The sequence below is a fragment of the Micromonospora sp. CV4 genome (assembly GCF_003667455.1).
Lineage (GTDB): Bacteria > Actinomycetota > Actinomycetes > Mycobacteriales > Micromonosporaceae > Micromonospora.
Genome location: NZ_RCVI01000169.1, coordinates 1 through 7,717, shown reverse-complemented (window position 1 = coordinate 7,717; position 7,717 = coordinate 1). Strand labels below are relative to the sequence as shown.

Annotated in this window: 6 protein-coding genes and 1 pseudogene; 5 read left to right on the top strand and 2 right to left on the bottom strand. The window is 72.6% G+C overall.

Going from position 1 to position 7,717, the window contains the following annotated elements; all coding sequences use genetic code 11:
* Both EAD98_RS03950 and EAD98_RS03945 read left to right on the top strand, forming a co-directional pair.
* Positions 1 to 904: pseudogene (locus EAD98_RS03950) on the top strand (PsbP-related protein); the annotation flags it as partial.
* Between the two features lie 48 nt (positions 905 to 952).
* Positions 953 to 2,620 (top strand): phospho-sugar mutase, encoded by a 1,668-nt coding sequence (locus tag EAD98_RS03945; protein ID WP_121652710.1) that lies wholly within the window; start codon positions 953 to 955, stop codon positions 2,618 to 2,620.
* A 185-nt stretch (positions 2,621 to 2,805) separates the two neighbouring features.
* On the opposite strand, the gene EAD98_RS03940 is transcribed toward EAD98_RS03945, so the two are convergent.
* The gene (locus EAD98_RS03940; protein ID WP_121652709.1) at positions 2,806 to 3,483 is read right to left on the bottom strand and encodes a GPP34 family phosphoprotein; all 678 of its coding nucleotides are present in this window, start codon (positions 3,481 to 3,483) and stop codon (positions 2,806 to 2,808) included.
* A gap of 75 nt (positions 3,484 to 3,558) precedes the next feature.
* Positions 3,559 to 4,191, bottom strand: a complete 633-nt coding sequence (gene upp, locus EAD98_RS03935) for a uracil phosphoribosyltransferase (RefSeq protein WP_121652708.1) — start codon at positions 4,189 to 4,191, stop codon at positions 3,559 to 3,561.
* A 136-nt stretch (positions 4,192 to 4,327) separates the two neighbouring features.
* Here upp and deoC point away from each other — a divergent pair, with 136 nt between their 5' ends.
* From deoC to EAD98_RS03920, 3 genes are read left to right on the top strand one after another with little or no spacing between them, the layout of a single operon-like run.
* Entirely contained in the window at positions 4,328 to 5,287 is a 960-nt protein-coding gene (deoC, locus tag EAD98_RS03930) for a deoxyribose-phosphate aldolase (RefSeq protein WP_121652707.1), read from the top strand.
* A gap of 6 nt (positions 5,288 to 5,293) precedes the next feature.
* Entirely contained in the window at positions 5,294 to 6,724 is a 1,431-nt protein-coding gene (locus EAD98_RS03925; protein ID WP_121652706.1) for an aldehyde dehydrogenase family protein, read from the top strand.
* Entirely contained in the window at positions 6,717 to 7,541 is an 825-nt protein-coding gene (locus EAD98_RS03920; protein WP_121652705.1) for an aldehyde dehydrogenase family protein, read from the top strand. Before EAD98_RS03925 ends, EAD98_RS03920 begins: the two co-directional genes overlap by 8 nt.
* Positions 7,542 to 7,717 lie beyond the last annotated feature (176 nt).

The window sequence follows — 7,717 nt, the reverse complement described above, 5'->3', positions numbered from 1 at the left end:
GTCCACCCGCTGGGTGGCGTCCGCCGGGCGCACCTACGGCGGCCCGGCGGACGCCACCCAGCGGGTGGACGCCGGCGGACACCCGGACGCCACCCAGCGGGTCAGCTACGGCAGCCGGCCCGACGCCACCCAGCAGGTCGGCTACGGCGGCGCGCCGGAGGCCACCCAGCGCATCGGCGGCACGTACGGCGGCGGCAACCAGTGGTCGGTGCCCGGCACCGGCCAGCCCTGGGCCACGCCCGCGACGTCCGGCGGCGCCGGGGCACTGGACAAGGTCCGCGCCACCGGAGGCCAACTGGTCACCACGGTCAAGGGTTGGCCGCGCAAGGTGCAGCTCGCCGCGGCCGGCGGGCTGGCCCTGGTGCTGCTGCTCAGCGTGGTCGCGTTGACCAGCGGCGGCGACGACCCCGCCCCGACCACCCCGCAGGCGCAGCCCACACAGTCCGCCGCGGCCGGTCCGGCTATGGAGATGCAGGAGCACGCGGCCCGCGGCATCGAGGTCATGGTGCCGAAGGGCTGGACCAAGGCCACCGGCGGCGTCTACTTCGACTACGTCGACCCGGAGGACCGCAGCCGGAAGGTGCGCGTACTCACCGAGGATTTCAGCACCACCTCGATGCGCTGGGCCGAGGTCGCCGAGGGCGGTCTCAAGAAGGCGAAGTCGTGCCCCAAGCCGTACAACCGGATCGCGATGGCCGAGAAGGACCTGGCCGGCAAGCCGGCCGCCGAGTTCGAGTACACCTGCGGCGAGGGCGACACGCAGCGGCACGGCATCTGGCGCGGCGTGGTCACCGAGGGCAAGGTCTACTCGTTCTACCTCTCCTCGAACGACGCCAAGTTCGCGGAGAGCAAGCCGATCTTCGACGAGATGGTGCGGACGTTCCAGCTCACCGGGAACGGCTGAGCCGGAGGGAACCGACAGTGGTGATCCGCCGCCGTGCTATCAAGAGGCATGGCGGCGGACACCACTGACATCGACGACATTCGCGAGCAAGCCCGACGCTGGCTCGCCGACGACCCCGACCCGGCCAGCCGGGACGAGCTGACGGCGGTGCTGGACCGGCTGCCGACGAGCGCGCCGGAGCTGGCGGACCGGTTCGCCGGTCCGCTGACGTTCGGCACCGCGGGCCTGCGCGGCCCGCTGCGCGCCGGCCCGAACGGTATGAACCTCGCCGTGGTCACGCAGGCCGCCGCCGGCCTGGTCGGCTGGCTCGCCGCCCAGGGTGGCACCGGTCCCCTGGTGATCGGGTACGACGCCCGGCACGGCTCCCGCCAGTTCGCCGAGCGGACCGCCCAGGTGGCCACCGGGGCCGGCCGGCCGGCGCTGCTGCTGCCCCGCCCGCTGCCCACCCCGGTGCTGGCGTACGCGGTGCGCCAGCTCGGCGCCGTGGCCGGAGTGATGGTCACGGCCAGCCACAACCCGCCGCAGGACAACGGTTACAAGGTCTACCTCGGCGCGGAGCTGGGCGGAGAACTGGGCGCCGGGGCGCAGATCGTCCCGCCGGCCGACGCCGGCATCGAGGCCGCCATCCGGGCGGTGGGTCCGCTGACCGAGGTGCCGCTGGGCCGGCCCGGTGACGTGCTCGGTGACGACCTGGTCGCCTCGTACGTCGAGCGGGCCACCGCCGTGATCGCGCCGGACGGGCCGCGGGACCTGACGGTGGCGTACACCCCGCTGCACGGGGTGGGTGCCGCGGTGCTCACCGCCGCCTTCGCCCGGGCCGGCTTCCCGGTGCCCGGGGTGGTGCCCGAGCAGGCCGAGCCGGACCCGGCGTTCCCCACCGTGTCCTTCCCCAACCCGGAGGAGCCGGGGGCGGTGGACCTGCTGATCGCGCTCGCCGACTCCACCGGCGCGGACCTCGCCATCGCCAACGACCCGGACGCGGACCGGTGCGCGGTGGTGGTTCGCGACGGCGCGACAGGCTGGCGGATGCTGCGCGGCGACGAGGTGGGGGCGCTGCTCGCCGACCACCTGATGCGTCGCGGGGTGACCGGGCTGTACGCCACCACCATCGTCTCGTCGTCGCTGCTGCGGGCGATGTGCGCGGCCCGGGGCCTGGCCTACGACGAGACGCTGACCGGTTTCAAGTGGATCGTCCGGGCGGGTGGCGGGAGCGCGCCGCTGGTCTACGGCTACGAGGAGGCGCTCGGCTACTGCGTCGCCCCGGACCACGTCCGGGACAAGGACGGCATCACCGCCGCGCTGACCGTGGCCGAGCTGGCCGCCGGCCTCAAGGCGCAGGGCCGCACGCTGACGGATCGACTGGACGAGTTGGCCGCCGAGTTCGGCGTGCACCACACCGACCAGCTCTCCGTCCGGGTGGATGACCTGCGGGAGATCGCCGACGCGATGGCCCGGATCCGCGCGGCCACCCCGACCACGCTGCTCGGACACCCGGTCGACAGCACCCAGGACCTGCTCCCCGAGGCGGACGTGGTGATCCTGCGCACCGGGGCGGCCCGGGTGGTGATCCGCCCGTCCGGGACCGAGCCGAAGCTCAAGGCGTACCTGGAGGTGGTGGAGCCGGTCACGGACGGCGACGTCGCGGCTGCGCGCACCCGAGCGGCGTCGGCCGTCGCCGCGCTGCGCGCCGAGGTCAGCGCCGCTCTTGGCATCTGAGCCCCGCCGCACCCCACTCACCCACCACCACCAACACCACCAAGTCCGCCCTTTGCTCTGCACCCACGGAAGCGCCAGTCAACCGTCGGTCGGTAGGCCTCTTGTGGGTGCAGGGCTCGGTGGTGCCTCGGTGGGTGCAGAGCAAAGGGCACACACGGTGCGGGGTCGGTCGGTCGACCCGACGGTCAGCGGCGCGGGCCGAGGGCCTGGTCGACGGCCCGGCCGAGGGCCGCGACGACCAGGCCCACCGATGGGCGGACCACGGAGTCGTCGATGCTGACCTCGCCGGAGAACCCGGCGCCGGTGGAGATCTCCTCCAGCCGGCGGCGGGCGTCGGCGGCGGCCTCGCCGCTGACCCCGAGGGCGGATTCCATTCGCAGCACCACGACGAGGGTGGCCAGCGCGGCGGTCCGCTCGTCCGGCGCCGCCGCGCCGGTCAGCGCCTCCGCCAGCCGCTGCCGGCTGTCCGCCTCCACGGAGACGTCCACCACCGGGTAGCGGTGCACGTGGATGAAGCCCAGTTCGGTCTCGTCGATGTCCCGGACCACACCCTGCTCGCACAGGTCACCGAGGATCCGGTCCCGCAGGCCGTGCCGCAGGCGCTGCACCCACGAGGCCGGCGTGTGCGGGGTGTCCCCGGCGATCCGGGCCAACACCTCATCGGTGACCCGCTCGCCGGTGGGCGTCGGGTCGACCACGGTCAGGGAACCGTCGGCGTACGCGATCCGGCCTGCCAGGGCCAGCTCGACCAGCACCGCGGCGGCCATGCCCAGGTCCAGGCTGATCCGCGGCATCGTCGCCTTGCCGGTCGTGTCGTCGTAGGCGAGGAGCAGCAGTTCCTCGGCGAGCGCAACACCAGTCATGGCCGGAGACGGTAGCGGGTCCGCGCACCACCGTGTGCGGACCCGCCGGACCCGGCACCGACCGGGGTGAACGACTCAGAACCGGGGCATGCCGCCGAACTGCCGGTCGCCGGCGTCGCCGAGGCCGGGGACGATGAACATCCGGTCGTTGAGCCCCTCGTCGATCGAGGCGGTGACCAGGCGCAACGGCAGGCCGGAGCGTTCCAGCCGCTCGATGCCGACCGGCGCGGCGAGCACGCAGAGCACGGTGATGTCGGTGCAGCCCCGGTCGGCCAGCAGCCGGCAGCAGTGCTCCAGCGAACCACCGGTGGCCAGCATCGGGTCGAGCACCAGCACCGGCAGGCCGGCCAGTTCCCGGGGCAGCGACTCCATGTACGCGCGCGGCTCGTACGTCTCCTCGTCCCGGGCCAGGCCGACGAAGCCCATCGAGGACTCCGGCAGCAGGCCGAGCGCGGCGTCCGCCATGCCCAGGCCGGCCCGCAGCACCGGCACCAGCAGCGGCGGGTTGGCCAGCCGGGTGCCCTCGGTGCCGGTGACCGGCGTCTGCACCGGGTACCGCTCGACGGGGAAGGAGCGCGCCGCCTCGTACACCAGCATGGTGGTCAGTTCGTGCAGCGCCGCCCGGAACGTCGAGGAATCGGTGCGCGCGTCCCGCATGGCGGTCAGCCGAGACTGAGCCAGGGGATGGTCAATGACGTGTACATCCACGATCGCTCAACCTACCGGTCCCGATGGTCGGGCGGTGCGGGTGCGGTCCGACCAGCGACGCCGCTCACGTCGGACCCGGCCCAGCGGGACCACGTGAGCAAGATCACGCAGCCGTCTGGTGCGTAGACTTCGTGGCATGACGGCGACAACGACGTCGGCCCGGTCGGAGCTCTCCGAGCTGGGACGATCCGAGACCGCTCTGCGGACCTTCCTGCACGGCCTGCCCGGCGTGGACCAGGTCGGCGCGGAGCAGCGGGCGGCGCAGCTCGGCACCCGCTCCATCAAGACCACCGCCAAGGCGCAGGCGATCGACCTCGCGATCCGGATGGTGGACCTGACCACCCTTGAGGGGGCGGACACCCCGGGCAAGGTTCGCGCGCTGGCCGCGAAGGCGGTACGCCCGGACCCGGCCGACCCGTCCTGCCCGCACGTCGGCGCCGTCTGCGTCTACCCCGCGATGGTCCCGTACGTGGCGGAGGTGCTGCGCGGCACCGGCGTGCACCTGGCCAGCGTGGCGACCGCCTTCCCGTCGGGTCAGGCGCCGCTGGAGATCAAGCTCGCCGACACCCGGGCCGCCGTCGCGGCCGGCGCCGACGAGATCGACATGGTGATCAACCGCGGTGCGTTCCTGGCCGGCCGCTACAAGGAGGTCTACGACGAGATCGTGGCCACCAAGGAAGCCTCCGGCGACGCCCACCTCAAGGTGATCCTGGAGACAGGCGAGCTGGCCACCTACGACAACGTGCGCCGGGCCTCCTGGCTGGCAATGCTGGCCGGCGGCGACTTCATCAAGACCTCCACCGGCAAGGTCCCGGTCGCCGCGACGCTGCCGGTGAGCCTGGTGATGCTGGAGGCGGTCCGCGACTTCCGGGCCGCCACCGGGCGGCAGGTCGGCGTGAAGCCGGCCGGCGGCATCAAGACCACCAAGGACGCGATCAAGTACCTGGTGATGGTCAACGAGACCGTCGGCGCGGACTGGCTCGACCCGGACTGGTTCCGCTTCGGCGCGTCCAGCCTGCTCAACGACCTGCTGATGCAGCGAACCAAGCTGACGACCGGCACCTACTCCGGTCCCGACTACTTCACCCTGGACTGATAGCCGATGTTCGAATACGCACCCGCCCCCGAGTCCCGCTCGGTGGTGGACCTCAAACCCTCGTACGGGCTGTTCATCGACGGTGCGTTCGTCGATCCCACCGACGGTGGCAGCTTCAAGTCGATCAACCCCGCCTCCGAGGAGGTGCTGGCCGAGGTCGCCGAGGCCGGCGCCCAGGACGTGGAGCGCGCGGTGCGCGCCGCCCGGAAGGCGTACGAGAAGGTCTGGGGTCCGATGCCGGGCCGGGACCGGGCCAAGTACCTGTTCCGGATCGCCCGGCTCATCCAGGAGCGTTCCCGCGAGCTGGCCGTGCTGGAGTCGCTGGACAACGGCAAGCCGATCAAGGAGTCCCGCGACGTCGACCTGCCGCTGGTCGCCGCGCACTTCTTCTACTACGCCGGCTGGGCCGACAAGCTGGAGTACGCGGGCTTCGGCGTCGACCCGAAGCCGGTCGGGGTCGCCGCGCAGGTCATCCCGTGGAACTTCCCGCTGCTGATGCTGGCCTGGAAGATCGCCCCGGCGCTGGCCGCCGGCAACACGGTGGTGCTGAAGCCGGCCGAGACCACCCCGCTGACGGCGCTGCTCTTCGCCGAGATCTGCCAGCAGGCCGAGCTGCCGGCCGGCGTGGTCAACATCATCACCGGCGCCGGTGACACCGGCCGCGCGCTGGTCGAGCACCCCGGCGTGGACAAGGTCGCCTTCACCGGCTCCACCGACGTCGGGCGCGCCATCGCCCGGTCGGTCGCCGGCACCCGCAAGAAGCTCACGCTGGAGCTGGGCGGCAAGGCCGCCAACATCGTCTTCGACGACGCGCCGATCGACCAGGCGGTCGAGGGGATCGTCAACGGCATCTTCTTCAACCAGGGGCACGTCTGCTGCGCCGGCTCCCGCCTGCTGGTCCAGGAGAACGTGGCCGACCGGGTGCTGGAGTCCCTGAAGCGGCGGATGGCCCAGCTTCGGGTCGGCGACCCGCTGGACAAGAACACCGACATCGGCGCGATCAACTCCGCCGCCCAGTTGGAGCGGATCCGCGAGCTGTCCGACGCCGGCTCGGCCGAGGGCGCCGAGCGTTGGTCGCCGCCGTGCGAGCTGCCCGACCGCGGCTTCTGGTTCGCGCCGACCATCTTCACCGGCGTCACCCAGGCGCACCGGATCGCCCGCGAGGAGATCTTCGGCCCGGTGCTGTCGGTGCTCACCTTCCGCACCCCGGCCGAGGCCGTGGAGAAGGCCAACAACACGCCGTACGGGCTCTCGGCGGGGATCTGGACCGACAAGGGTTCCCGGATCCTGTGGATGGCCGACCGGCTGCGCGCCGGTGTCGTCTGGGCCAACACGTTCAACAAGTTCGACCCCACCTCGCCGTTCGGCGGCTACAAGGAGTCGGGCTACGGTCGCGAGGGCGGCCGGCACGGGCTGGAGGGGTACCTCAATGTCTGAGCGGGTCGCCGTACGCAAGACGTACAAGCTCTTCATCGGCGGGAAGTTCCCGCGCAGCGAGTCGGGACGGTCGTATCTCGTGCAGTCCTCGAATGTGTCACTGGCCTCCCGCAAGGACGCCCGGGACGCGGTGGTCGCCGCCCGCGCCGCCGTGAAGGGCTGGGCCGGGGCGACCGCGTACAACCGGGGTCAGATCCTCTACCGGGCCGCCGAGATGCTGGAGGGCCGCCGCGAGCAGTTCGTCGCCCTCGGCGTGCCCGGCGACGAGGTGGACGCGGCGGTGGACCGCTGGGTCTGGTACGCCGGCTGGGCCGACAAGCTCGCCCAGGTGTACGGCGGCGCCAACCCGGTCGCCGGCCCGTACTTCAACATCTCCGCGCCCGAGCCGACCGGCGTGGTCGCGGTGGTCGCGCCCGAGCGCCCGGCGCTGCTCGGCCTGGTCAGCGTGATCGCCCCGGCGATCGTCACCGGCAACACGGTGGTGGTGGCGGCGTCGGCGACCGAGCCGCTGGCGGCGGTGACGCTGGCCGAGGTGCTCGCCACCTCCGACCTGCCCGGCGGAGTGGTGAACATCCTCACCGGCCGCATCACCGAGACCGCGCCGACGCTCGCCGCGCACATGGACGTCAACGCGATCGACCTCAGCGGGGTGACCGACGCCGAGTTGGCGGCCGACCTGGAGGTCAAGGCGGCGGAGAACCTGAAGCGGGTGCTCCGGCCCGCCCCGGCCGACCACGACTGGTCCGTCACCCCCGGTCTGGCCCGGATGACGAGCCTGCTGGAAACAAAGACGGTGTGGCACCCGAAGGGGGTGTGATTTATCGGTCCCGGCCTTGGGTTTCCCGGGGAGCCCCACCCGCTCCGGGCGGTCAGGCTTGATCCCTCCGCGGGCGGGGCTCCCCGGAAAACCTGACGTGGGCCGGGTCCGACCGGGTGTTCGTCTTGCTGGCCGGTGCCCCTTGTTGGGTCACCGGCCAGCGGCGTCTTCAGCGG

Excerpts from the sequence above, each read along its gene's own strand:
- EAD98_RS03945 (WP_121652710.1), top strand. The coding sequence starts at position 953 with ATGGCGGCGGACACCACTGACATCGACGACATTCGCGAGCAAGCCCGA.
- EAD98_RS03940 (WP_121652709.1), bottom strand. The coding sequence starts at position 3,483 with ATGACTGGTGTTGCGCTCGCCGAGGAACTGCTGCTCCTCGCCTACGAC.
- deoC (WP_121652707.1), top strand. The coding sequence starts at position 4,328 with ATGACGGCGACAACGACGTCGGCCCGGTCGGAGCTCTCCGAGCTGGGA.
- EAD98_RS03925 (WP_121652706.1), top strand. The coding sequence starts at position 5,294 with ATGTTCGAATACGCACCCGCCCCCGAGTCCCGCTCGGTGGTGGACCTC.
- EAD98_RS03920 (WP_121652705.1), top strand. The coding sequence starts at position 6,717 with ATGTCTGAGCGGGTCGCCGTACGCAAGACGTACAAGCTCTTCATCGGC.